Here is a 22,031-nt window from a genome sequence, read left to right as displayed (position 1 = left end):
GCATTACATGCGCGCACGTCGCAATGCTGCCCGTTACAGCCATTTAGGCCACTGACGCCGAATTAGCTGTTTTAACTTTCGGGTGCACCCTGATCGATCCCCGGGGAGCTACTGATTAGCGGTAGCATTGCCCGCAGACCAGGTAGCCCAATCCATATTCCAGTCCCCTAGACCATCGAGCGCACTCAGCACACCACCGCCGGTGTTGGAAACCCTCACAATATCGCCGCGTTTGACCGTGTTTTGGAACCACTGAGCAGCCTCAGTAGTTACATTGATACAGCCGTGGGACTGGTTATAACTGCCCATCGCACCCACAGCCCAAGGCGCCGCATGGACATAGATTCCGGAATAGGACATCTGCGTCGCCCACTGAACGTCGGTCTTGTAACCGCCAGCGTCGAGAGCCAGGCCAAAGGTAGTCGAGTCCATGGTGAGGGACGGGTACTGGTCACCGATGATGTAGGCGCCGTTCGGGGTATCCCACTGGCCATCCCTGCCCATCGAGACAGGAATGCGGCGCAGCACCTCACCATTCTTGAACACCGACATCATCTTCGTGTTGTTATCGATCAGCGTGATGACGCGGTCGCCGATAGTAAAGTTGGTTGAGGCATCCTCGCCGCCGTAGACACCGCCGCCGAGGTTGCGACCGTACAGGTCGACGTCAACAGTCACCTTCGTACCCGGCTCCCAATAGTTTTCCGGGCGCCAGCGCACCTCCTGGTTATTCACCCAGTAAAAAGCACCGTCGACGGCGGGCTCTGTTTTGACCGTAATGGCCTTTTCGGCCGCCTTGCGGTCAGTGACGTAGTTGCCAAAGCGCACGCCGATAACCTGACCCACGCCTACTTCGGAGTCCGGCAGTGGGCTCAAAGCTACCTCGGATACCCCTGCGGCCTGCGGGGTGGTGAACGTGATGGTCTTGTGGGTGCCATCTTTGTCCGTGGCATCGATGGTGTACGTGCGGTTATATCCCAGCACCTCAGCACTCTTCCACGTGGTCGAGTCCGAGGACAGCTCATCTTCCACTTCAATGCCAGCCTCGTTGGTCATCGTCACCGACTTCAGGCCAGCCGGGGAGTTCACTTCTACCGGTTCGGATGGATCAACATTGCTAGCACCGTCCTTGACGGAAAACTTCAGCTGCTTCGCTTTAGCGGCTGCCGAGGCCGACGCCTCCGCCGAAGCACTCGTCTGAGCATCTGCTTCCGATTGGTTTTCGGCTGGGCCAGAATCCGCGGCCCCGCCGATGGTGCAGGCGGCCAGAAGGGAAGCCGTTGCAACGAGGCTCGAGAGAAGTACTGCGGGACGTGCAGAAGGGAATAGAGAACGCACAGAAACCCCTAGCTCATAGAAATGATTAAAGACAATGACAAGAGTTCTCATAGCCTAACCGCCAGCGCACCTCTCAAACCAGTTGACGCCACCACCCTTAACCGTTTCGTTACCCACCCGTTGCGCACCCAATTCGCCCCTCCTTCAAAGCGGCCACAACGCCACCACCGAAGACCCCAATAAACCACCAACTACCTGGCGATTTTACCTTTTTACAAAGAGGGTGTTAAAGTTACATCTCGTTGCACGGCAGGCACTGAGGAAATCAGCAGTCACCGAGTAAACACAAGCGCCATTAGCTCAATTGGCAGAGCAACTGACTCTTAATCAGTGGGTTCGGGGTTCGATTCCCTGATGGCGCACAGTTCAACCCCCTTCATCCTTCGATGAAGGGGGTTTCCTCATTCCGTGGCCGCCCCAAAGACCTCCAGGCGCTGCGTCTTGGGCCGCCACCAGGCGGCAGATTCTGCACTGAATTCTTTATGCTCCGGCCCAGCAATCTCATCGAGGGCGCGCATATAGTCAGGCACCAGTGCCCGGGGCAGGCGCAGGCCCATCGTCAGATGCGGCGTCCACCGTGGTCCGCGCCCCTCGGGGTTCTTAGCGCTTATCTTCCGCGCCGCAATTTCTAGCTCATCGGTGGTCTCCAGAAGCCAGGCCACGGTCTGCTTGCTTTTCCTTCCGAAGACCACCGTTCCTACTCGATGAAATTGCGCCGGCATCAGCGGTGGGAGCAGGCTGCGAGCCTCGTCGACGACTGAAGTCTCGAGCACCGGCGCGAACGTCACCGTAATGTGTGGGCGCTGGTGCTGCACCGGAAAGCCACGCTGAGCCAGGGCTGCGTAGACTTCCCGTATGGTGTTTTCATCCTCCGGGGTGAGGTACAACAGGAGGTTCTCGGGCGAATTTCGGCTCACACGGCCCGAGTCTAACTAACCTCCCGCAGCGCCACGACGGGTTGCCCGCGGTGGTCCAGCACATCCGTCTCTACGCCGTAGACCTCGCGCAAGAGTTCCTCCGTGAGCACCTCCCCCGGCGCGCCATGGGCGCGGGCCTTGCCACCGTGGAGCACGACGAGCTGGTCACACATCCGGGCCGCCAGGTTGATGTCATGAATCGCTACCAACGCGAGGCTGCCTTCCTCCCGAGCTTTTGCCCGCACGCGGCCCAAGACGAAGAGCTGGCGGTTGAGATCGAGGGCGGAGGTGGGTTCGTCGAGAAGCATAAGCCCAGGGGTCCCCACCAGCATCTGCGCCACGGCGACGAGCTGGCGCTGGCCGCCGGAGAGCTCGTTGAGGTAGCGCTGCGCAATGTCGTCGAGCCCCATGGAGTGCAGGACCTCGGCGGTGCGGGTGACGGGGTCCTCACATGCTTCCCGACGCGCCGCAATCAGCACCGCCTCAAACGCCCGCAGCGCCGCGGTGTGCGGCAGCCCCTGCGGCACATAGCCGATAAGCTGGCGGCGCCGCTGTCCGCTCGGAACCTGGCCGTCGACGCGAAAGCCCACCGTGCCACCCCGCGCGCGGTGCACCCCGGCGAGCGTCTTGATGGTGGTGGTCTTGCCGGACGCGTTCGGCCCCAGCAGCCCCACGACCTGCCCGCCGCACAGGGTGGGAAGGCTCAGCCCGTCCACCACCGTGCGCGAGCCATAGCCGGCAGATAGATCGGTGATGGTGAGTTCTACGTCCACAATGCCCTCCTTCGGGTCATGACGATGGCGATGAAGAACGGCACGCCCAGAAGCGAGGTGACGATGCCAATGGGGATGGCCAGCCCGGGCTTAATCAGGAGGCTTAGCGCGTGGGCGGCGCACATCACCGCTGCGCCCGCGGCCATGGAGGCCGGCACGAAGTAGCGCTGGTCCTCGCCTACCAACATGCGTGCGATGTGCGGGCCCACCAGGCCGATAAATCCGATGATGCCGGCAAAAGCCACGGTGGTTGCCGCGACGAGTGAGACCACGACGAGAACAATCACGCGCAGGCGGGAAGTGTTGATGCCGAGGGCGGTGGCGCGGGCGTCGCCAAGCCGCAACGCCGTCAGCCGCCACGACAGCGCCCCCAGGATGGGAATCGCCACCGCAAGCACGCCGGCCAGCACGGCGTTGGCCTGCCAGCTAGCGCGGGTGAGGGAACCCATGGACCAGAAAACGATCTGCTGGAGAGCCTCGCTAGAAGAGCGGTATTGGATGAGCGCCAACATGGCCTGGAAGAAGAAGACGAGGCCGATACCGAGCAGCACCATCGTCTCGGACTTCGCACCGCGGATGACGGCGGCGACGACGATGATGGCCGTGGCCAGCGCCGCCGACAGCCACGCGATGAGCGCGAGGTTGAACTGCGGCTGGGCCAGGAGCTGCCACCGCAGAACGATGGCGCTGGCCCCGCCGAAAGCAGCCGCCGCGGAGATGCCGAGGGTAAAAGGCTCCGCCAGCGGATTATCCAGGATGGTCTGCATCTGCGCGCCAGCCAGTGACAGGCTAGCCCCGATGAGCAGCGCCATGACGGCCATAGGCAGGCGCAGGCTCCACAGGACTGTACGCGTTTGCTTGTCGACGCCTCCCGGGTCCACCATCCCCCGCAACACCTGCCCCGGGGTGAGGTCGATGGCGCCAACGATCACGCTCACGACGAAGGCGGCGAGTGCTACGACGATAAGCCCGGCGACGATAGCGATGCGGCGGCGGGTCACTCGGGAATGTTCGTGCGCGAGGGCCTCCACAGGAAGTTCCGCGGTTTCTGCACGCGTGGTTCGTTCAGGGTTTGCCGTGCGCGTGGTTGATGTGAGAATGCTCATGACTAGTTGGTGCTGAAGAAGGTTCCGTCGCCGGGGACGGGCGAGTATTTCTCTTGGGCTTCGGCCCATTCTTGCTGGACGTTGACGTCTGCGTAGTCCTCCGGGTGGAGCCACGCGGCGATCTGGAGGAGTGCCAGGTAGTTGAAGGGCGAGTTGTAGAACTGGTGCCACAGGCCGTGGAGGTTGTGCTCCTTGACGGCAGAGAGGTCCTCAAAACCAGGTTGGACGCCGGCCAGTGAAGCGGCGCTGTCGTGGGCATCCTTATCGCTGATGCCATAGCCGGCGGCAGCGAAGCCGGTGTGGCCCTTTGCGTTATCCACCTTGGCGGACCAGTCACCGCCAGTGGCGATGATCATGTCGGGATCGGCGTCGATGACCTTCTCCGGGGTCAGCGCGCCGGACTCGCCCTCGATGATGCCATCTGCCACGTTCTTTCCGCCGGCGACATTGACCAGTTCAGAAATGTTGGAGTCGTTCCACGAGCCGCAGCAATCTGAGATACCTGCTGCACGCCACACGAAGGTGGACGGCTTATCCTGCGCCTTCTTTGCGCGCTCAGTTACCAGGTCAACGTTCTTTTGCCAGTCTGCGATGAACTCCTCCGCGCGGTCCTCGTGGCCGAAGATATCGGCGAAGATTTCCATGGTGGGCACGGTGTTCTCCAAGGGCTTGGAACGGAAGTCTGTGACGGCATAGGTCAGGCCGGCCTGGTCCAGCTTGTCGGTGAGCCCGGCGGTCTGGGAGGCCTCATATTGATCCTTGGAGAGCACGATGAGGTCCGGGTCGAGGCTGATGAGCTCCTCCACGGTGACGTCACCCTTGGTGAAGCCGCCGATTTCCGGCAGCTCGTTGACTTTGGGCGTGGTCTTTTCCAGCTCGCGGTAGTAGTCGGGCACATTCTGCTTCAGGTCCGATCCGATGGCCACGACCTTGTCCAGCGGGTCTTCCTTGTTGAGGATGCCGGTGGCAAAGACACTGCGGCCCTCTCCCAGGATGACGCGTTCCGGCGCGTGGTCCAGCTCCACCTGGCGGCCGGCAAGGTCTGTGAAACTCACAGCAGCAGTCCCGGCCTGCTCGCTGCCAGCACCGGCATTGTCGGCGGCACAGCCCGCCAGCGCGCCGGCCAGCGCCGCCACCATGGCGCACGCCCCTACCACTCGCCCGGTGCGTGGACGGGATGCCTGACCTGCAGGCGTCGATACGTGAAGCACAATTTCTCCTTCAAACTTTCGTCTTGCGGTCTGTCCGGAGGTTCATACTACACAGTCAGGTAAGGCTACCCAAAGCTGTCATAGGGTAGGCAATGCTCTTTCTAATTTATGCGGAGCGTAAAAAGGCCCCACCCCAGGCATTCCCCAAGGCAGGGCCTCTCTGCGCGCAGTCGCGCCCACTGGCGCGCGCCCGCGCTAGCGACGCTCAGCGAGCAGGCGCTGCAGCTCCTTGATATCGGACTTACGGCGCTTGGAGCGGAAGACGGAAAAAGCGATGAGGCCTACGACGGCCGCGCCAACGCCGGCGAGCGCCATCTGCACATTGCGCTCCTGCAGCTTCTGGGTTGCCGCGCCCTTAGCATCCTCGACGAAGTTCTGCGGCTTGCTGCGATCAGCGAGCTCATCCAAGGTACTAGCCAGCTGACGGCGGGTGCGCTCGATGTCGCGCTGGATATCATCAATGTTGCGTGCCACGTGAATCTCCTGAATTTTGACTTCGTTCGGTGTTGTTGCGGTTAGCTTCTATCTAACCGTTGTGGTTCTAACGTGGACATTCTACATTGACCGCCAGCGTGTCTGCAGAGTCGGTCAACGTTTATCTCACCCACGCTGCACCGAGTGAACATCGATGAGCGAAAGAGCCCTTGAACAGAGCACGGTAAGGTAGACACCATGACTGAAGCACAACGACTGTCCGTAGGGGACAAAGCCCCCGCTTTTTCCTTGAGCGATGATGCCGGCAACACCGTGAGCCTGAGCGACTACGCCGGCCAGCGCGTCGTGGTTTATTTCTACCCGCGCGCCAACACCCCTGGCTGCACGAAGGAAGCCTGCGACTTCCGCGACAGCCTGGAACAACTCAATGGCATGAACATCGCCGTGGTGGGAATCTCCCCTGACAAGCCCGAGGCACTGGCGAAGTTCCGCGAGGACCACGAGCTGAATTTCCCGTTGCTGTCTGACCCCGACAAGGAGGTCATGACGGCTTATGCTGCTTTCGGCGAGAAGAAGAACTACGGCAAGATCGTCCAGGGTGTTATCCGCTCCACGTTCCTCATCGAGGAAGACGGCACCATTGGCCAGGCCATGTACAACGTCAAGGCCACTGGCCACGTCGCCCGCGTGCTCAAGGGGCTCAACTAAACCGTGGAATCTAGCTCGAAGTCACCGGAGATTCTGGTCCCTAGGCGCCGCCCAGCGCAGGCACGCAGCCGGGCCAAGTATGACCGGATTTTGTCCTGCGCGCGTCAGACGCTCGTGGACCATGGCTTTGAGTCTTTTACCTTCGACGAGGTCTCGCGCCGCGCGGAAGTACCGATTGGCACGCTCTACCAGTACTTTGCCAACAAGTACGTGCTGATCTGCGAGCTCGACCGCCAAGACACCGCCGCAATGCAGGCGGAGGTCGAGCGTTTTTCCCAGCGCGTGCCGGCCCTGCAGTGGCCGGACTTCCTGGAAGAATTCATCGACCGTATGGCCCGCGTCTGGCGCAACGACCCCTCTCGCCGCGCGGTGTGGCACGCCGTGCAGTCCACACCCGCGACCCGCGCCACGGCCGCCGACACGGAGCTCAGCCTGCTCAAGCCCATCGCGGAAATCATCGAGCCTCTTGCCCAGGGCATGGACGCCGACGCCCGAGTGGAAATCGCCGCCTTCCTCGTCCACACCGTGGTGTCCTTGCTCAACTACAGCACCATGCGCTCCGAGGAGAGCTTCGATGGCGTGGTGGAAGAGATTAAGCGCATGCTCATCGCCTACCTCTTCGCCATCGCGACCAGCGCCTAGGTCATGGCGTGGGTTATGGCGTGTGCCGCGAAAGGTGCACGGTAGCGGTGGCGTAGTCACCATCGTGGCTGATCGACAACGCCGTAGAAAAATCCCCCAGGGATTCCCGCGCGAGCCGGGCAATCTCCCCGCGCAGTTCAACTGCCACGCGCCCCCACGCATCCGGGCGGACCTCAATCTCGGCCCAGTCCACGGCCTCCTCCGCCAGGACCGGCGGGCGCCCGTAGAGCGCTTGCGACCACGCCTTGATGAAGGCCTCCTTCGCTGCCCAGCGCCCCGCGAAGTGCTGCGCGCGGGCAGCACCGATTAGCCCACGAGCCTGCGCCACGCGCAGCTCGGAGGCGCTGAAGACCCGCGCAAAACGTGTGCCGGGAAGCTCCAATTGCTGGGCAAAGGACGGAATGTGCACCAAGTCGGTGCCCACGCTCACGCCACTCATAGTCATGCAGACCAGCTTAGTTGCGCCAACCGTGGTTTAGCGCGCCAGCTCCTGCTTGAGCTCCTCCAATTCGTCGCCGCCGGCCATCCACTGGGTCAGCTCCGGCAGCGTGACCTCCTCCTTGGAAGCGTCGAGAGACATCTGCCCCACCGTGAGCACGATGAAGTGATCGCCCACGAGGTAGGCGTGTTGCGGGTTGTGCGTAATAAACACCACGCCCATGCCGCGTTCGCGGGCGGCGTCGATAAAGCGCAGCACCATGCCTGATTGCTTCACGCCGAGCGCGGCGGTGGGCTCATCCAGGATGATGTAGCGCGCGCCGAAGTAGATGGCGCGGGCAATGGCGACCACCTGGCGCTGGCCACCGGAGAGGGCGGAGAGTTCCACGGAGACATCGCCAAGCTCAATGCCCATTTCGGACAACTGCTCGTGCGTAATGCGCTTCATTTCCTCCTCACGCAAGCTCCCCAGCGCCCCGGTGAGCTCTTGGCCTAGGAAGAAGTTTCGCCACACAGACAGCGAGGGCACCAACGCCAAATCCTGGTACACGGTGGCAATACCGGCGCCGAGGGAATCGCGCGGACTCGTGAAATTCACCTCTTCCCCATCGACGGTGATAGTGCCGCCGGTGGGCTGGTTGAGGCCGGCGAGGATTTTAATCAGCGTGGATTTACCCGCGCCGTTATCACCCAGCACGCAGGTCACTGCGCCTTCCTTGACGCGGAGGTTGATACCGCGCAGGGCGTGGAAGTTGCCAAATGTTTGGGAAATATCGTGCAACTCAATCATGGTTATCGCTTCCTCGTAAAGTTGGCCACCGAAGTGTTCGTGAGCACGGCAAAGAGCAGCATCGCGCCGAGGAAGAACTTGAACCAGTCGGGGTTCCAGCCGGCGTACACGATGCCCTGGTTGGTCATGCCGAAAATAAGCGCGCCGATGGCGGTGCCCACCGCGGTACCGCGCCCGCCGGTCATGGAGCAGCCTCCAATGACCGCAGCGATGATGTAGAGGAACTCGTTGCCAATACCCTGGCCGGCCTGGATGGAATCGAAGGCAAAAAGGGTGTGCATGCCCACGAACCACGCTGCAAATCCGACGAGCATGAACAGCGCCACCTTGACGCGGCGCACGGGAACACCGACGGCGCGGGCGGCTTCATCGTCGCCACCAACGGCGAAGATCCAGTTTCCCCAGCGCGTCTTGTACAACACCCACGAGGCGATGGCGACGAAGAGGATCCACCAGATGACGGTGGCGCGGATGCTCAAGCTGCCGATGTGGATGGTGCCGGAAAAAATGATGCGGGCAGAATCGAAGCCTTCCATGTCCGAAATGGTGGGGGTGGCCACCTGGCCGGTCACCAGCTTGGTTATCGCCAAGTTGAGACCCTGCAGCATAAGGAAGGCCGCCAGGGTGATGAGGAAGGAGTCAATCTTGGTGCGCACCACAAGGAAGCCGTTGAGCGCACCGATGGCCAGTGCGGTGATGAGGGACAGCCCCACGCCCACCCACGAGTTGAGGTGGAAGTTGTAGTTGAGCATGGTGGCCACGAGCGCCGCGGAGGTCACCGCCACGCCGGAGGACAAATCAAACTCATTACCAATCATGAGCAGGCCCACCGCCAGGGCCACGATACCCAGCGTGGAACTGGCGTAGAGCACCGTGGAGAAGGCCTCCACCGAGCGGAAGGCGGGCGCCACAATCATAAAGAGGACGAAGATGACCACCGCGCCGAGCAGGCTGGCCAACTCGGGTCGGCGGATGAGGCGCGCGAAACCGCTGCGGCGGGTCAGGCGGGTATCGGCGGGGGTTGATTGCGCCTCGTCTGATGCAGTCGTGGCTTCGCTCATCGCAGGCCTGCCTTAGCGGATTCGGAGATGATGTCCACGTTGGTGGAATCCACGAAGGAGGGGCCGGTGTACACGGGGCGTCCGCCGCCCAATGTGGAGCCGTTGCGGTGTGCCAGCCACAGTGAATCGACGGCGAGGTAGCCCTGCATATAGGGCTGCTGATCGACGGCCCACTGGATACGCTTATCCGCAATGGCGTCGACAAGCTCGGCGTTGGTGTCGAAGGTGGAGACCTTAGCCTTAGAGGAGGCGTCAGCAACCGCGTCAGCGGAGCGCATGGCCACGGAGGCCTGCAGCGCCATGACCCAGTCAATGGACGGGTCCTGGCTCAGCTTCGCGTTGATGGTGGACTGCGCGGCGGTGAGATCCTTGCCGTTGACGTACAGGATCTCCACCTTGCCGTTGTCCAGCCCGTCCTTCACGCCGGCGCAGCGCGACTCCTGAGAAGAGTTGCCCTGCTCGTGGATGACGCACAGAACGTGCTTGGCGCCATCGTCTTTGAGGCGCTCACCAGCCTTGGTGCCGGCGACCTTTTCCTCTTGGCCGAAGAAGGCGCTCATGCCGTATTTCTGGTAATCATCCATGCCTGCGTTAAGGCCCACGGTGGGGATGCCCGCATCGGAGGCCTTCTTGGCCACCGGTCCAATCGCTCCAGCGTTGGGCATGGTCACGGCGATGCCATCCACCCCGGAATCGATGGCGGACTGGACCAAGTTTGCCTGGTTGGGCGCTTCCGGGTCGGAAGAGTAACGCAACTCGATATTGTCCTTGCGCGCGGCGTCCTCCGCGCCCTTACGCACGAGATCCCAGTACGTATCACCTGGTGCGCCATGGGAAATCATGGCAACGACAAGACGCTCGGTGTCGACGCCACCGGCTAGCTCACCGTCAGCTTCGGGACGGGGCGCACCACCGGTGGCGGAGCAGGCGGCAAGAAGGGTGGCAGCGGCTACCGAAATAAGGCCTAGTAGTGGCTTCTTAGCTTTATTCACCCTTGCATGGTGCCCCAGATTGGGGGACTTCTCCAACCCGCCTGACCTGCTTCTTTATCGTTCCAGAGGGGACACGCTGGGGATACTCTAGCGCCTGCTACCCCCGTTTCGTTGTGTCTCCTCCCTCCGGTTCGAGCATGCCGTTGCGAAGCCGCGCGGATTCGCTCAGCAGCGTTGCTGCCTCACGTTCTGCTACCTCGTCAGCTGTGCCTGCTCCCAAGTTGCGCTTCACCGGCCGCTCGTACAACGCTGGCCCACCGCGCATACCTTCTTCTAAGCGCCGCAGTCCACGCTGCTCGCGATCGGAGGCGGCCGCCCGCCAGGCTTCGGCCACGCCCTCACCCTGCTCCCGAGCCAATGCGGCAAAGAAAGCACTCGGGTGAACCAGCGCGATGAGGGCGGAGACGTGCCCGAAGCCCAGAGAGGTCACCAGGCCCGCCTTCGGCGGAGTGGGGCGCAGGTCCAACGGTTGGCGCAGCCACACCAGGTGCTCGTGGCGGCGCAGCACGGGGTCGACGCAGTCCAGGGAACGGTTCGGCGGGAGAATTCCGCTGCGCAGTACCTGGGTCAGACCGATGAGTTGGAAGGCGGCGGCACCGCCCTTGGCATGCCCGGTCAGGCTCTTCTGCGACATCACATAGAGCGGGTTGCCGGGGCTGCGGCCGAGGGCGGCGGCGATGCGCTCGTGCAGGTCAGATTCGTTGGGGTCGTTGGCGTTGGTGGAGGTATCGTGCTTCGACACCACAGCGATATCGTCGGGGCCGACCCCCAGCGCCTTCAGCGAGCTAGCCAGGCGAGACTCCCTACCGCCCCGCGCCGCGGAGAGTGCGCCCAAGCCCGGCGCGGGGATGGAGGTGTGCGCACCATCGGCGAAGGACTCGGCAAAGCCCACCACGCCAAGGACGGGCAGCCCCATCTGTGCGGCAAAGCTTCCCCGGGCGAGCAAGATAGTCCCGCCGCCTTCGGATTCCACGAAGCCGGCACGACGGCGGTCATTAGCGCGGGAAAAGAAGCGATGCTCAATCCCCTTCGCTTCCAACTCCGCGCTATCGGCAGTGGCTGCCATGTCACCGAACCCGGTGATCCCCTCAATCGACAGGGCATCGATGCCGCCGGCCACGACGAAGTCCGCCTTGTGCAGGCGCAGCTTGTCGAAGCCCTCCTCCACCGACACCGCCGCCGTGGCACAGGCGGCCACCGGGTGCACCATCTGGCCATAGCCGCCGATATAGGACTGCATCACGTGCGCAGCAATAACGTTGGGCAGCGCTTCCTGGAGGATGTCATTGGGGCGTGGCTGGGCCAAGAGCTTGTCGACGTACAGCGAGCGCAGCGCCTCCTGGCCTGCCATGCCGGTTCCCTGGGTGGAGCTCACCCGCGCCGGGTGGACATGGGACAAGAGTTCGGCCGGGCTAAAGCCTGCAGAAAGGAAGGCATCCACTGTGCACACCAGGTTCCACAGGGCGAGCCGGTCGAGGTTATCCACCATGTCCGCGGGGATGCCGTAGACCTGTGGGTCAAAGCCCTCCGGTATCTGGCCGCCCACGAAGCGGGTCATGGCCACGCGCCGCGGAACCCGCACTGCGGAGCCGGCGGGCCGGGTGATTTGCCATTCAACCTCGCCAGTCTGATCAGTAACGCGCCGCAACGTGGCACCCTCGCAGCTGTCGACGAAGCTGCGCGCCGTCTCTTCGTCCGGCACGCTAAAACTCAGCGGCTTCTCTAGATAAATGGTGGTCAGCTCAGGCGCGAGGTTAGCCTCCATGGGCAGGTGCGGGCCGAAATCATCGTGGAAGCGGCGTACACCAATCCCAGCGAGAACTTCGTCGTGGAAACGCTCGTAGACGTCTTCCTCTGCTAACTTTTCACCTTCGGCTGTCAGCCATCCGGCCGTGCGCTCATCCCAACTGACGAGTCCGCGGCTCCAGGCTAACTCCAGCACGCCAGCTGCGGAGAGCTCTCCGCCGACCTCCACCTCATAGCGGGTACGCGAGGAGCCCAGCGGACCGAGCTCTCCCGCGCCGACGATGACCACCATGTCCTCGAGAGTCTGCGTTACCCCACTGAAGTCGGGGCTGGTCGACTCCGCAGGTTTCAGCACGTTCGGCAGGGCCTTCGCCGTTCGCGAAGCCTTCTCTACGCGCGAGCTACCAGCTACCAGTGGTGCATCTGCTTCCTCTGGCTGTGACGCCCGGGCAAGTGCGGCTAGGTCCAACTCAGCATCGGCCAGCCCGCCGGTGAGGTCGACGCTCAGCGGTGAGGACGCTGCCTGAGCGCGGATCTGCGGGGACGCGGTGACGTCGAGAAGCTGCACCGCCATCTCCTTCGCTGAGAAGGTCCGCACGCCGCGGGCCTCCACCTGCTCAACCAGCGGATCGTTGCCGCCCATCAGGCCGGTGCCGCGCACCCACCCGATGTGGGCGTGCACCAGCGAGGTGCGCGCTCCCCAGCTGGATTGCTCGGAAGACCAGCGGTTAACCAAGGCATCGAGGGCCGCCTTGGCCTCGCCGTAGGCGCCATCGCTGCCGAAGCGCCCGCGGTTGGGTGAGCCCGGCAGCACCACGTGCAGGCGGTGGCCCACGCGTGTATCCGTACCCACAGCGGAAAGCGCCGCAATAAGTTTTTCCACCGACCACAGCAGCAGGCGCATCTGGGACTCCGCCCCCGCACCGGCATCCTGGAGGGTACCGGTAACGCGCGGCGCGGCGAAGGGAAAGAGCAGGTCCGGCACATAGGCCGGTTTTATCTGCACGGTTTTACCGCCCACGGTGGCGGTGTGCTCTGCCGCAATCCATTCCACGAGCGCATCCACGTCCGCGAAGGAACTGAGGTTTGCTGGAACTACCCACAGCGCGGCCGCGCCGACAGCCCGCCTGTGGTAGAGCTCCTTATAAAACTCCAGGCGCTCGTGGCTTAGCTGGGAGGTTGTGGCAATCACGGTTGCGCCCTCCGCGAGCAACTCGCCAATGAGCTCGGCGGCAATCGAACCCGGCGAGCCACCGGTCACCACCGCCACCTGGTCAGCCAAGAGCAACCCATCGGCCGGGGTGCGGGCATCGCGGGCCAGATCCTCATAGCCGAAGTGCTCGGCTAAGAGCGCTACCTCCTCACCGGCGCCCAGCACGTCGAGTTCAGGCTCTGTTTCTCCGGCGGCGGCTGCGCGGGCGATGTCCTCGCGGGCGCTGGCCCAGCGGTCGTCGAGAAGCACTGCCTTGCGCGCATCAAAAGCGGGGGCGACGCGCTGCTGCCAGTCCGGCCCCAGCTCCGTGGCAACGAGCTGCTCCAGCTCCGTGCGTGCTGCGCTGTCCCCCTGCTCAATCAGGGTCTCCTCACAGCCGAGAGCGGCGAGTGCGGCGCGGGCGGAGTCCTCCAGCGCCGATTCAAGGCGCTCGGTATAGGCGCGCACCGCCTCCGGGTCCACGGCCTCGTGTGGCGTTGCCGCTGCGGCCTTCTGCAGTGAGACTCCTTCACATTCCCCGGCGGCGCGCACGGCGGCATCAATCAGCGCATCAAGCTCAGCTACCGACGCCACACCGGTCGTGGGCAAGCTGGCCAAGTCCCCGCCGCGCAACGAGGAGCCCTCGCGCGTGCCCAGGACCAGCTGCACAGTCACGCGGTCGACCCAGCCTGGCCCCAATCCCCAGGTACCGCTCACGCGCTCGGCCACGTAGCTGGGCTTCTTGCCCGCCGGTCCCGTGAGCCGGTTGAGCACCTGCGCAACCTGCTCTGTGAGGACCTCCCCGAATGGTGCATAGCCCGGCGCGCGCTGCGCCACACTCTCCGCCAGCTGCGGGATGGGTGTATCCGCAGCATTCTCGATGGCGCTGATGCCGAATTCCACGCCAAGGTCAACGAGCAACTGGTTGCGGCGAGAGGATACGCCTTCCACGAGGCTTTCGATGGAATCAGTCGCCTCCATCTGGTCGGGGCGGACCTTCGTCCACAACGCAATAAGCATCTCGAGTGCCTGGTGCACGCTCAGCGGGAGGTCCCCGACGGCGGCCGGCGCCTCCTCACGTGGTGCCTGCACGGTTTCTTCCTGGTGTGTGGTCTGCGGTGACTGCCTCGACTCAGATTCGACCGATTCCGCTTCGGCGCTAACCGGTTGTGCGGCTTGCTCTGCGACCGCCTTCGCTGCTGGCCCGGGTGCCGGCTCGGCGTCTTCGGCAAAGACTCGCCCATGGTCGCGCTCATAGTTGAGCACCTCGAGGTCTGCGCTGCCCGCGTGCTGGGGAAGGCGCAGGGTTTGGCCCAGCATGTTGGTCAGCGTCGGCGCGGTGCCCACACCGACCTCGATGAAACGCTCCACGCCAAGCTGCGCGAGGAGCAAATCCTGGGTCTCTATCCAGCGCACGGGGGAAGTAAACTGCCAGGCCAGAAGCTCGATGAGCAGGGTACGGCCCAGGCGCGCCGGGCTCGCCACGGCACCATCGAAGTCCGCCAGAATCTCCGCGATGGGTTCCGAATCCACCACCGCGGCGATGGATTCCACGAACTCGCGGCTCAGCGCGAAGGGCCGCGCCACAAGGTTTGGAATATAGCGCCCCACCAGCGGGTCGAGATTGATTTCTTCAGGAACGAGTACATCGAGGTGCGCGCGGAAATCCGCTACGCCGCCCACCAGGTGGGAGGAGTGGAAAGGCACGTCAATTCCCGGAATGGGGATGACGGCACGCTGCCCAGGGGCGCGGCGCTCGGCGTCGCTCGCCAGTGCATCCAGGCCCGCCTTCGTGCCGGCCACTGCATATTGGCGCCCGGCGATATTGTGGTTGACCACCTCGAGGAACTCGCCCGTATCCGCGGCCACGCGCGCAACGTGGGCAAAGGCCTCGCTCGCGCTCATCCCCATCTTGTGCGGACGCAGCGCCGCCAAACCGTAGAGCGACTGGCCAGCGGAATCGCGCTCAACCAGACGGTGCATGGTTAGACCGCGGACATAAACAATGTCCAGGACCGCCTCCAAGGACAGGACCTCGGCATAGGCGGCCAGGGCGTTGTACTCGCCCACCGAGTGGCCAGCGAAGAAGGCGCCGCTTTCGAGGACCCCAGATTCTTTAAGCGCTGCAATCTGTGCGCAACCCAGCGTCGCCATAGCCACCTGCGTGAACTGCGTCAGATATAGCACGCCATCCGGGTGGGTGAATGCCTCACCATCCACCACCACGGTGTCGGGGTTATGGCGGACGATCTCCAAGATGGAAAAGCTCAAGCTCCGCCGCGTGTGTTTATCCGCGCGCTCCCATACCGCGCGCGCCGCCGCGGATTCTGCGTAGTCCTTCATTCCCATTCCTGGGGACTGGATGCCTTGGCCCGGGAAAGCATAGAAGGTGGTGGGGCTGCTCATCGTCGCTCGCGCCTGCAGCACCGGTACGCCCTGGCTGGTGGCGGTCACGCTGCGGACCTCGCCGTAGCCGCGCCGCTTGTCGACGCCCACCCGTTCCACATCAAACTCCACCTCACTGCCGGGAAGCACGGGTGCAAGCCAGGTAACGGACCACTCGAGAACGCGGGTGCTGTCAAATGCCGCAGCCGCCTGCGCCAGCGCCGAGGTCCACATGCCGTGGACGATCGGGCCTTGACGATGCCCCGCCAGTGCCGCAGCGTTCGATGACAGGTGGATGGGGTTCCTATCCCCCGTTACAACGGCGAAGGGCCGCAGTGATTCCGGTGCCACCGCGGTGGTGCGGTGGCGGAAGGAACACGGAGTCTCACGGAGAGAGGACCCTGCACTGTTTTCTTGGCTGTTTGCTTGCGCGTTGGTTTCGGATGCATCACCATGCCGTCCGGTAATCAGGAAGCGCTCGTGCATCTGCGCGAATTCATGTTCTTCGTCGCGCACGGCTGTAGTCACGCCGACTGTAATGTCGACAACGCGCCCCGACGGTGTATCGCGTACCTCCTCCAGCTCGGCGGTGTAGCGCAGGTCCAAAGGCTCAGCGTCGGGGGCGGCGCTGCTGCGAAGCCGATCCCAGGCGTGCGGTGTGAGGCTCAGCGAGTGCTCGAGGTGGACAAGGTTGAGGAAGCCCTCCACTATCGGCTCCCCGCACTCGGTGTGGGCGCCGGCCAGGACTGCGAAGAGTGCCGGCCAGGCGCGGCCAACGAGGACATCGGGCGAGGCAGCAGTGCTCATCTCCCCGCTCGTCACCGCACCATACTGGGCAATGTCGGTGGCACTGAGGTCAGCGCTGATTGTTGCGGCCCCGGAATCAACCTCAGGTAGGTCGCCGCCGGCAGCTTGGCGCAGCAGCTCCCGCATGGCGGATTCGGCATCGTCGACAATGACCAGTGGTGAGGCGCCCGGAATGCGCGGCGAAGTGATGCGCACACGCAGCTCAGCTCCGGAATGGAACGGAACGGTCAACCACATGGCATCGTCGCCGGCAGCCTCCAGTTCCACGCCATGAAGGCCCAAGCGCAGAGGGTTGGGCTGCTCGCGCCCGGCCCAATTCAGCCCCGGGGCGCGGCGAATGAGCTCTTCAGTGCTGAAAGCGGGCTCGCCAGAGCCATCCTCGGTCTCGTCAAGAAGCGCAAGTGCCGCCTGTTCGAAGCGGCCAAGTATCTGCGCCACCGGCCCGTTGGCCTGCTCGATTCCCTCAACGGCTGCCGTGCCAGGGATGATGCAGACCTCATCGGCCTCGTAGTGCTCATCGTGCGCCTGCCACAAGGTGTCGCGGCGCCAGCGGCGGCGTACGTCAGAATCGATGACCGGCACAAAGTTTGCGGGTTTGCCCGGACCATCCACGAGCTGGATGAACCATGCGGCGTCGGTCGGGTGCAGCGCGGCGTCACCGTAGAGTTCGGTCAGTTGGGCACTTGCCGCAGCCGGGTTTTCGCGGTCAACCTCAACGCGCAACTCAATCTCGCCGTGGTCGGTCGGATGAAGGCGGGCTTCGGCGCGAGCCACCATGCGCAAGAATCGACTCAACCAGGATTCATCGACCCAGCCGTCCAGGTAGGACAGCTCAAGGTAGCGCTGCAGCCACTCGGAATAGGACATCTCATTAAGGTCCCCGAAATAGGGCTTGCACGTGCACCCGATGGCCTCAATGATCTCCGCGCGGTGAGTCTCCACGGCCGCAGCGTCACCGGCCACCTCATCCAAGAGGCGCCCAGCGCGGGCAAAGGAATTGTCCAGCTCGTGAATGTCTGCCCCCAGGTCCGAGCGTCCCGATACAACGTCGTCGCGCTTCGCAGCGACGAGCGCCTGCTTTACCGACTTGGATGCGGTGGATTCCTTCGCCGCCATGGCAGCGGTGCCCACCATGATGGCATCGACTGGCGCTGCGGGCAGACCGTAGCGCTGCGCCCACGTGCCCAGCAGGTACTCTGCTCCACGCGCTGGGGTACCGATTCCCCCACCAACGGCGAGAAGGACATTGTCGTGCTCACGGATCCGCGCGTAGGTAGCAACAAGGACCTCATCGAGACTTTCTAAAGAGTGGTGGCCACCGGCCGCGCTACCTTCCAGCTGCATGATGACGGTGGTCTCAGGGAGAGCGTCCGCAACGCGGAGAACCTCCTCCACCTGAGCCGAAGTTCCCGGCTTGAAGGCGACCCACGGGATATTCGCTGCGTGGAGCTTCCCCACCAGCTCTATTGCCTCCTCCACAGGCGGAATACCAGCGGAAATCACCACGCCGTTGATAGGCGCTCCCACTGCGCGTGCCTGCAGAATCGAATTCGGCCCCTCGATCTGGCGGCGCCACTGGGAAGCCGCGAGGTACAGCGCATTGAACTGGGCGTTAACCCCAGGCTGCAGTAGCCGGCCCAGGGTGTGCAAGTTCTCTTTAAGGATGGCATCGGTGTGCTGTCCCCCGCCGGCCAATTCGGCCCAGTGCCCGGCATTGGCTGCCGCGGCGACGATGTCCGGGTCCACCGTGGTGGGGGTCATCCCGGGGAGCATGACTGGTGAGTAGCCGGTGGCCCGAGTGAAAGCAGTCGACAGACGCCCGTTTACCACGCGCGGGGCCCACTCGGACCACGCGCGTGGCAGAGAAGGTGCGCGTCCCGGTTCCACGAGCTGAGCCAGTCCTTGCGCTATCCCCACGGCCAGCGTGCCCACGCCGTGCCCGGCAACGAGATCGCGTGTCAGCGGCTCCACCCCGCGGGTGGGCCCGACTTCAAGGATCCAGCGAGCCCCAGCGTCAAGCGCCGAATCAACGCGCTCGGGCCAGTCCACGTAGTCCGTGAGCACGGCGCGCGCGAGATGCGCGGTGATTTCTGGGTCCAAGCCGATTCGCCCGGCCCAGCTTTCTACCTGTTCCACCGCATACTGCATGGTGGGATGGTGGAACGCGGCCGAAACGTCAAGGTCGGAAACGGTGACTGCGGCGGGCTTGACTTCCTCCCCTTCCGTAAGGGTCGAGTTCTCCTGCAGCGCGGCCTTCACTCGGGCAAGCTCAACCGGTGTTCCGACGATGACGAAGCGCCCCCGTCCGTTGTCGAGGCCAATGCGGGCACCGGCTTCATGCAGTTGCTGCTTCGTCGCACCGGTCACCGCCGCCATGGGTGCGCCCTGCGCGGTGCGGACGAGCCCAGCGCTGCGCGCGGTAGTCACCATGGCTGCGCCGATGAGACGCGCCAGTGCCAGAGCCCCCGCTGGGCTCATGCGCTTCTTCACCACCGCTGCGGCGAGCACGCCTTGGGAGTGGCCGATGCTGCTCACGGCGTCCTCGAGTTCTACTCCGTGTGCGCGCAGGTTTTCTAGCACCGCCAGCTGTGCGGTGAGGATGCCGGGAGTGGAAAGTGGGACGTCGGCAAGCGCGTGCGCCCACGCCGGCTCCGCATCCGCCCAGGCCAGGGGTGCAAACCCGTGTGGCGCAGCGGGCAGGAGTTCCTCGTCCAGTGGGGCAAGCAGTTCTTCCGCCTCAGCGAGGTACTCAGTCAGTTGCGGCCCGACACCAGTGGCAAGGGCGTCGCGCAACGTCGGCAGCCAGGCATAGCCTTGTCCGGAGAAAGACAGCGCGAAAGGCTCGGAACCCAAGTGCGCAACCAAAGGCACAGAGACGTGGGAATCGGACACCGTCACTACTCCCCCAAAGCGCGAGCGACAAGCTGCGCGGCCTCATCGAGGGAAGACCGGGCCTTCGACTCAGGAATATCAGAAAAGACCTGGCAGGCGTGGTCTGGGACAACCTCGGCCGAGCGCTGCAAGCCGCGTTCAGCAAGGTACTCGTCAAAGAACATATCGATACTCATACCGTGTGCCGATTCTACCCACTAGGATCACTACGTCATGGCCACTCGTACCCCGTTCTTCATCGCCGCACTGCTTAACGCCGCGATAGCCGCACTGGTGGCTGTGGGCCTTTTCCTTCCCGCCCCAGCCGATCCCCCATTCGAGCAGCCCAGCGCCACAACGGCAGCGGCGCCGGTCCAGGAGGGACCTACAGAAGAACAGTCCGAAGAGGCCGCTCCCGCGCCGGAGATCGCCGAAACACTCGCCGCCTTGAATTCCTTGGAGGTCAAAGGCCGCGCTCCCATGACCGGTTATGAGCGTGAGGAATTCGGCCAAGCGTGGTCCGATGATGTGACGGTGGACTTCGGACACAACGGCTGCGATACCCGCAACGACATCCTCCGCAGGGATCTGGATCCGGAAAGCCTCGTGCTCAAGGAAGGCACCCACGACTGTGTGGCGCTGTCCGGGGTTTTGCACGACCCTTATTCGGGCCAGGACATTGAGTTTCAGCGCGGGGCGCAGACCTCACGCGCGGTGCAGATCGATCACGTTGTGGCGCTGGCCGACGCCTGGCAGAAAGGCGCCCAGCAATGGTCACCGGAGAAGCGCCGCAACTTTGCCAATGATCCACGCAACCTCCTTGCCGTCGACGGTCCTCTCAACCAGCAGAAAGGCGCTGGTGATGCCGCCACGTGGCTGCCGCCTAACAAAGGTTTTCGCTGTGAATATGCGCGCCGCATCGTCGAGGTAAAAGCGACCTATGGAATCTGGGTTACGGAGGCAGAAAAGGATGCACTCAGTCGGCTGCTGCACGCCTGCTGAGTACTCCTACACCCGTAATGTGTTTTAAGCGTTGCGGGTGCGTTCCGGCTACCCCCGAAATTATGCGCATAATATTCATCCGCACCTAACGCTGGAGCTTAGTTTTCCACGATCGGAATTCCGGGGCGCACTGCACGGGCAAAGGGCCTGACCCGTTCCCAAGCCATTCGCAAGCACGCCCTGCGCACTTCCATCATTCCGGTTGCGACCTCCGTTGCTTTCTCCGTTCCCGACATCTTCACCGGCGCCATCATGATGTTGACCATCTTCGCGTGGAAGGGCAACGAAAAGAGGGCCTTCCCAAAAAGCGGGAAGGCCCTCTTCATGTGGTTTTGAATGTGCTTAGTTATTTCCCTTGTTGAGCTGATTGCGCAACTGATCAAAGTAGTCGCGCGCGCTCTGCGGCTGGTTATTGCCCGGCGGCGGGGCCGGGAAACCCGAGAACTGACCAAAGCCCTGGCCCTGCTGTGCGTTCTGTACGTGCTCCTGTGCTTGTTGCTGTGCGCGCTGCGCCTGCTCCATCATCTCAGCATCGCGGCGGGCACGCTCATCCCGCTCGCGGCGCTCCTGTTCCTCACGGCGGCGACGCTCCGTGGCGGCATCCTCGCGGCTGTGCTTTGCTTCGCCGGCCGGCACCTTCGGCTTCGGGGCTTCGTTAATAGCGTTAGTGGACAGCAGCGTATCGCGCATACCGCCGAAGAGATCCTGCATGCCGCCCGGGTTAGACGGCATGTACAGCACATTGGTGTGGGCGCGGTCGGCCACGTCCACCATGGCGTCAAGGTACTGGGAGACCAGCATGAGGGTCTCGGGGTTCTCCTGCACACCGGCAGCACGCAGCAACTCGTACTGCTGGGCAATACCTTCGACGATTTCCTTACGCTGGTCAGCCACACCGCGGCCCTGCAGCTTCTTGGCCTCGGCCGCACCTTCGGCTTCCTTGACCACACGGATCTTCTCAGCTTCTGCCTGCGCCACGGCAGCCTCGCGCTCACGCTGTGCGGCGTTAATGGAGTTCATGGACTCGCGCACGCGGGCATCCGGGCGAATATCGGTAACGAGGGTGTTGACGAAGTTCCAGCCGTAGGCGGCCATGTTATCGCGCAGGGACATCGCTACGTTGCGGGCGATGGTGTCCTTGGAAGAGAAAGAATCATCCAAGTTCATGTTCGCCACGGAGGAACGGACGTTGTCCTGGACATAGGCCACGATCTGCTGCTCGTGGTTGGACAAGGTGTAGAAAGCCTGACGCTCGCTGCCCTGGACGACCTCATACTGCACGGCGACCGGAATCTGAACGAAGACGTTGTCCTTGGTCTTGGTTTCCACCATGACATCGAGCTGACGGATCTGCAGGCTGATCTTGGCGCGCACGCGGTCAACGTAGGGCACCTTGAAGTGCAAGCCCGCGTGAGCAACGCTCACGAACTTACCCATCCGCTCAATGATGGCGGCCTCCTTCGTCCGGACGATGAAGAAACCGTCGAAGGCAGTGGCAATAATAATGAGGAGAATCACGCCAATGACGATGAGACCGGCCATAGGCTTATCCTTTCTGCTCGGTTAAGGTTTTCCTAACCAGTGTGCCATACGGTGACCACCACCACATCTCGAGAA

16 protein-coding genes, 1 tRNA gene and 1 pseudogene are annotated in these 22,031 nt (G+C 63.3%); 5 read left to right on the top strand and 13 right to left on the bottom strand.

The genetic code is table 11. The features are described 5' to 3' along the window. Window positions 1-108 precede the first annotated feature (108 nt). A complete protein-coding gene (locus tag HMPREF3147_RS00805; protein WP_070443420.1) occupies window positions 109-1,338 on the bottom strand; it encodes a L,D-transpeptidase in 1,230 nt (409 codons plus the stop codon). A gap of 289 nt (window positions 1,339-1,627) precedes the next feature. Between HMPREF3147_RS00805 and HMPREF3147_RS00800 the strand changes: the two genes are divergently transcribed. Then, a tRNA-Lys gene (locus HMPREF3147_RS00800) sits at window positions 1,628-1,700 on the top strand. A gap of 39 nt (window positions 1,701-1,739) precedes the next feature. On the opposite strand, the gene HMPREF3147_RS00795 is transcribed toward HMPREF3147_RS00800, so the two are convergent. The 5 genes from HMPREF3147_RS00795 to HMPREF3147_RS00775 form a co-directional block, all read right to left on the bottom strand. Next, window positions 1,740-2,255, bottom strand: coding sequence for a 2'-5' RNA ligase (locus HMPREF3147_RS00795; protein ID WP_070443418.1), 516 nt, complete (start codon window positions 2,253-2,255; stop codon window positions 1,740-1,742). Window positions 2,256-2,266: 11 nt separating this feature from the next. Further along, window positions 2,267-3,028 carry an ABC transporter ATP-binding protein gene (locus HMPREF3147_RS00790; protein ID WP_070443416.1) on the bottom strand — a complete coding sequence of 254 codons (762 nt, stop codon included), beginning with the start codon at window positions 3,026-3,028 and terminating at the stop codon, window positions 2,267-2,269. Further along, complete coding sequence (locus HMPREF3147_RS00785; RefSeq protein ID WP_246815671.1) at window positions 3,019-4,134, bottom strand: FecCD family ABC transporter permease; 1,116 nt, start codon at window positions 4,132-4,134, stop codon at window positions 3,019-3,021. The genes HMPREF3147_RS00790 and HMPREF3147_RS00785 overlap by 10 nt, the downstream gene beginning before the upstream one ends. 2 nt (window positions 4,135-4,136) lie before the next feature. Continuing rightward, window positions 4,137-5,273, bottom strand: coding sequence for an ABC transporter substrate-binding protein (locus HMPREF3147_RS00780; RefSeq protein ID WP_070443414.1), 1,137 nt, complete (start codon window positions 5,271-5,273; stop codon window positions 4,137-4,139). Window positions 5,274-5,540: 267 nt separating this feature from the next. Beyond that, window positions 5,541-5,819 (bottom strand): DUF3618 domain-containing protein, encoded by a 279-nt coding sequence (locus HMPREF3147_RS00775; RefSeq protein WP_010191207.1) that lies wholly within the window; start codon window positions 5,817-5,819, stop codon window positions 5,541-5,543. A 198-nt stretch (window positions 5,820-6,017) separates the two neighbouring features. Here HMPREF3147_RS00775 and bcp point away from each other — a divergent pair, with 198 nt between their 5' ends. Together bcp and HMPREF3147_RS00765 are read left to right on the top strand one after the other, a co-directional pair. Next, a complete protein-coding gene (bcp, locus tag HMPREF3147_RS00770; protein ID WP_070443412.1) occupies window positions 6,018-6,488 on the top strand; it encodes a thioredoxin-dependent thiol peroxidase in 471 nt (156 codons plus the stop codon). Between the two features lie 3 nt (window positions 6,489-6,491). After that, window positions 6,492-7,130 (top strand): TetR family transcriptional regulator, encoded by a 639-nt coding sequence (locus HMPREF3147_RS00765; protein WP_070443410.1) that lies wholly within the window; start codon window positions 6,492-6,494, stop codon window positions 7,128-7,130. Between the two features lie 13 nt (window positions 7,131-7,143). Here HMPREF3147_RS00765 and HMPREF3147_RS00760 read toward each other — a convergent pair whose 3' ends face one another. The 6 genes from HMPREF3147_RS00760 to HMPREF3147_RS12775 all read right to left on the bottom strand — a co-directional run bounded on the left by HMPREF3147_RS00760 (window position 7,144) and on the right by HMPREF3147_RS12775 (window position 19,609). Further along, on the bottom strand, window positions 7,144-7,569 hold the full coding sequence (locus HMPREF3147_RS00760; protein ID WP_070443633.1) for a holo-ACP synthase AcpS: 426 nt from the start codon (window positions 7,567-7,569) through the stop codon (window positions 7,144-7,146). 36 nt (window positions 7,570-7,605) lie between these two features. Continuing rightward, a complete protein-coding gene (locus HMPREF3147_RS00755; RefSeq protein ID WP_070443408.1) occupies window positions 7,606-8,358 on the bottom strand; it encodes an ATP-binding cassette domain-containing protein in 753 nt (250 codons plus the stop codon). A gap of 2 nt (window positions 8,359-8,360) precedes the next feature. Continuing rightward, window positions 8,361-9,419, bottom strand: a complete 1,059-nt coding sequence (locus tag HMPREF3147_RS00750; protein ID WP_070443406.1) for an ABC transporter permease — start codon at window positions 9,417-9,419, stop codon at window positions 8,361-8,363. Then, the gene (locus HMPREF3147_RS00745; RefSeq protein ID WP_070443404.1) at window positions 9,416-10,411 is read right to left on the bottom strand and encodes a substrate-binding domain-containing protein; all 996 of its coding nucleotides are present in this window, start codon (window positions 10,409-10,411) and stop codon (window positions 9,416-9,418) included. The genes HMPREF3147_RS00750 and HMPREF3147_RS00745 overlap by 4 nt, the downstream gene beginning before the upstream one ends. A 97-nt stretch (window positions 10,412-10,508) precedes the next feature. Further along, complete coding sequence (locus HMPREF3147_RS00740; RefSeq protein WP_083276399.1) at window positions 10,509-19,433, bottom strand: type I polyketide synthase; 8,925 nt, start codon at window positions 19,431-19,433, stop codon at window positions 10,509-10,511. A gap of 5 nt (window positions 19,434-19,438) precedes the next feature. Continuing rightward, window positions 19,439-19,609: a hypothetical protein gene (locus HMPREF3147_RS12775; RefSeq protein WP_168160888.1), complete on the bottom strand. Its 171-nt coding sequence runs from the start codon at window positions 19,607-19,609 to the stop codon at window positions 19,439-19,441. 37 nt (window positions 19,610-19,646) lie between these two features. Here HMPREF3147_RS12775 and HMPREF3147_RS00735 point away from each other — a divergent pair, with 37 nt between their 5' ends. Together HMPREF3147_RS00735 and HMPREF3147_RS12385 are read left to right on the top strand one after the other, a co-directional pair. Beyond that, entirely contained in the window at window positions 19,647-20,414 is a 768-nt protein-coding gene (locus tag HMPREF3147_RS00735) for an HNH endonuclease family protein (RefSeq protein ID WP_070443400.1), read from the top strand. Window positions 20,415-20,540: 126 nt separating this feature from the next. Continuing rightward, window positions 20,541-20,696: pseudogene (locus tag HMPREF3147_RS12385) on the top strand (ABC transporter permease subunit); the annotation flags it as partial. Between the two features lie 60 nt (window positions 20,697-20,756). Here HMPREF3147_RS12385 and HMPREF3147_RS00725 read toward each other — a convergent pair. Beyond that, on the bottom strand, window positions 20,757-21,956 hold the full coding sequence (locus HMPREF3147_RS00725; RefSeq protein WP_070443396.1) for an SPFH domain-containing protein: 1,200 nt from the start codon (window positions 21,954-21,956) through the stop codon (window positions 20,757-20,759). Window positions 21,957-22,031: the final 75 nt, after the last annotated feature.

Origin of the sequence: Corynebacterium sp. HMSC05D03, assembly GCF_001807205.1 — a bacterium.
Lineage (GTDB): Bacteria > Actinomycetota > Actinomycetes > Mycobacteriales > Mycobacteriaceae > Corynebacterium > Corynebacterium aurimucosum.
The sequence above is the reverse complement of the archived record's forward strand: the minus strand, read 5'-3'. Positions and strand labels throughout refer to the sequence as shown.

Bases quoted from the DNA above. Each gene is read 5' to 3' on its own strand.
- HMPREF3147_RS00785 (WP_246815671.1), bottom strand. From the start codon at position 4,134: ATGAGCATTCTCACATCAACCACGCGCACGGCAAACCCTGAACGAACC.
- HMPREF3147_RS00780 (WP_070443414.1), bottom strand. From the start codon at position 5,273: ATGGTGGCGGCGCTGGCCGGCGCGCTGGCGGGCTGTGCCGCCGACAAT.
- bcp (WP_070443412.1), top strand. From the start codon at position 6,018: ATGACTGAAGCACAACGACTGTCCGTAGGGGACAAAGCCCCCGCTTTT.
- HMPREF3147_RS00760 (WP_070443633.1), bottom strand. From the start codon at position 7,569: ATGAGTGGCGTGAGCGTGGGCACCGACTTGGTGCACATTCCGTCCTTT.
- HMPREF3147_RS00755 (WP_070443408.1), bottom strand. From the start codon at position 8,358: ATGATTGAGTTGCACGATATTTCCCAAACATTTGGCAACTTCCACGCC.
- HMPREF3147_RS00750 (WP_070443406.1), bottom strand. From the start codon at position 9,419: ATGAGCGAAGCCACGACTGCATCAGACGAGGCGCAATCAACCCCCGCC.
- HMPREF3147_RS12775 (WP_168160888.1), bottom strand. From the start codon at position 19,609: ATGAGTATCGATATGTTCTTTGACGAGTACCTTGCTGAACGCGGCTTG.
- HMPREF3147_RS00735 (WP_070443400.1), top strand. From the start codon at position 19,647: ATGGCCACTCGTACCCCGTTCTTCATCGCCGCACTGCTTAACGCCGCG.
- HMPREF3147_RS00725 (WP_070443396.1), bottom strand. From the start codon at position 21,956: ATGGCCGGTCTCATCGTCATTGGCGTGATTCTCCTCATTATTATTGCC.